At 65.9% G+C, this 2,363-nt stretch carries 1 pseudogene; it reads right to left on the minus strand.

The features are described 5' to 3' along the window. Nucleotides 1-2,363, minus strand: a pseudogene (locus EN925_RS32275) (protein ndvB); the annotation flags it as partial.

Genomic DNA, 2,363 nt, shown 5'->3' on the forward strand with positions numbered 1-2,363 from the left:
TAGGGGTTTTGTGCCAGCAGCGCACCGGTTGCCGCGTCCCGCGACGGGACGATGGTTGCCGCAGTGCGCGACCGATGCCCGCCGAGCACCCATTCGGCATAAGCATAGACACGCAGCCGCGCCGGCACCGAGCCGGAATTCTGGATGCGCAGCCGCGAGATCTTCAGGGAATCGACCGGATCGACGACATGGGTAAGGTCCATCGACAACGGTCCGCGCTTCGAGCGGAAGGTCGAGAAACCCTGGCCGTGCCAGGCCTCGTAGGTCATCGAGGGATCGCGCACCATGGCGGCGAGCGGCGAGAATGCCTTGCCGCTGGCCTGATCGTAGATATAGAGGCCCTCGCCCGGGCGGTTCGAGACCGGATCATTCGACCACGGCGTCAATTGGTAGTCGCGGCTGTTTCGGCTCCAGGTGAAGGCTGCGCCCTCGGCGGAGGTGTGGAACCCGAACGAGGCGTTGGAGACGACGTTGATCCACGGCTGCGGCGTCGTGCGCCGCCCGGCCAGGCGCACGACATAGTGCCGTCCGTCGCCGTCGAAACCGCCAAAGCCGTTCCATTGGCTGAGTCCGCTGCCATCGGCGCTGACATTGGCCACCGCCTGCGAGGCAGGAGTATGCGTCGTGGGTGTCGGCGACGGCAATTCACGCGGAATCGGCAACGTTGCCAGAGCATCCCGCGCCTGCAGGGCCGCCGCCTCGGCGCGCTCGATCTGGTCGAAGATGGTGCCGTTGCGCGTGTGCAGGACGACGCGGGCGACGGCGAGCAGCGTCTTGTAGGTGGTCTCGTCCATGAGGTCGCGGCGTACCGCGAAGATGTGCTGGCGCGGCCCGAGCTCCTTGCCGCGCAGACGGCTGTTTTCGCACAGCGTCTCGACCGCCCGCTGCAGGTCCTGGACATAGGAGGACGCCTGCTCGTTGACGACGACGAAGTCGATCATCATGCCGCGGGTGCGCATATATTCCTGGAACCGCAGCGCCTGGGCGACGATTTCGAGATCGGCGACATCGCCGATCCTGACCAGGAAGATCGGGAAATCGCCGGAAATGCTTGTCGGCCACAGGCTCGACTGCTTGCCCAGCCCCGAGGCGATGGATTCGGCGGGAAGACGCAGGAACGGATCCGGATAGATCAGATAGCGCGCCAGCTTCTGCACATTGGCGGCATCGGTCAGGCTGAGGCCCATGTGGCGGGTCTGCACCTGGCTGCGCGTCCAGGCAAGCATGGCCTGGCGGGCAAAGCTCTCCGGATGGTCGAGGCGGGCGATGGCTTCGTCCAGTTCGGCACGGCCGGCGCCGACAACCGTCCAGAAGGTCAGCGATATCTTCTTGTTGGCCGGCACGCGCACCTGGCGGCGCAGCGAGGCGACGGGATCGAGCGTAAAGCCTGAGTGGCCGCCCAGCCTGGCGCCCGGGTCGAAAGCGGCTGCGTCGACGATGGTGCGGCCACGGCCGATGAAGGCGCGCCTGTCGGTCTCGGCCTCGGCGTCGCGCGCCGATCCGGACGGATCGGTGACGAAATGCACCATGGCGATATCGGGCTCGCTGGTCTCGCGCTTGCGCCGCGTGGCGAAGATCGCCGCGTTGTTCGCAGAGATTTCGGTTTCCACGAACATCTTCGAGAAGGCCGGATGCGCGTTGTCGGACGCCTCCAGGCCGAGCACCAGCTCGGCAAAGGAGGTCACTTCGATGTGACGGTCGGACGGACCGTCATTGTAGAGCGTGACCCGACGGCCCTCGCCATTGCCTTCCGAGATGACGATGCATTCGACCTCGGAGCGCAAGGTGCCCACCGATTTGACGAAGCTCGCCTTGTCGTCGGAGAACAAGGTCTGCGCCTTTTCCTCGGCGGCTCGCTTCGGTTCGGCTGTAGCCGACCACCAGTCGCCGGTGCCGGCGTCACGCAGGAAGATGTAGGAGCCGAGCCGGTCCTCGGTCGGATCCGGCTGCCAGCGGGTGACGGAGAGATCGCCCCAGCGGCTGTAGCCCGAGCCGGTCGCGCTGACCATCACCGAATAGCGGCCGTTCGACATGACGTTGGTCGACCGCAGCGACTGCAGCGGATTGAGCACGATGCGGGTGTCGGGGCTGTCGACTTCGGTCTCGTCCTTGGAGCGTTCGTCGGCCTCGGTCCTGACGGTCGCTGTCGGGATGTCGCGCGGCGCCCTCTCCTGCAGCAAGAGTTCGGCCGATTCGATGACCGGATCGCTGTGGAAGCGGTCGCGCATGCGACCTTCGAAGATGGCGTCGGCAACCGCCGCGATCGACATGCCCGAATGGTGGGCCATATAATTCTGGACGACGACATGGTCCGTGCCTTCCGGCACGCGCTGCGGCGTGAAGTCGACGGCATCGTAGTAGCC

This window comes from Mesorhizobium sp. M7A.F.Ca.US.006.04.2.1 (assembly GCF_004022915.1).
GTDB classification, from domain to species: Bacteria; Pseudomonadota; Alphaproteobacteria; order Rhizobiales; family Rhizobiaceae; genus Mesorhizobium; species Mesorhizobium ciceri.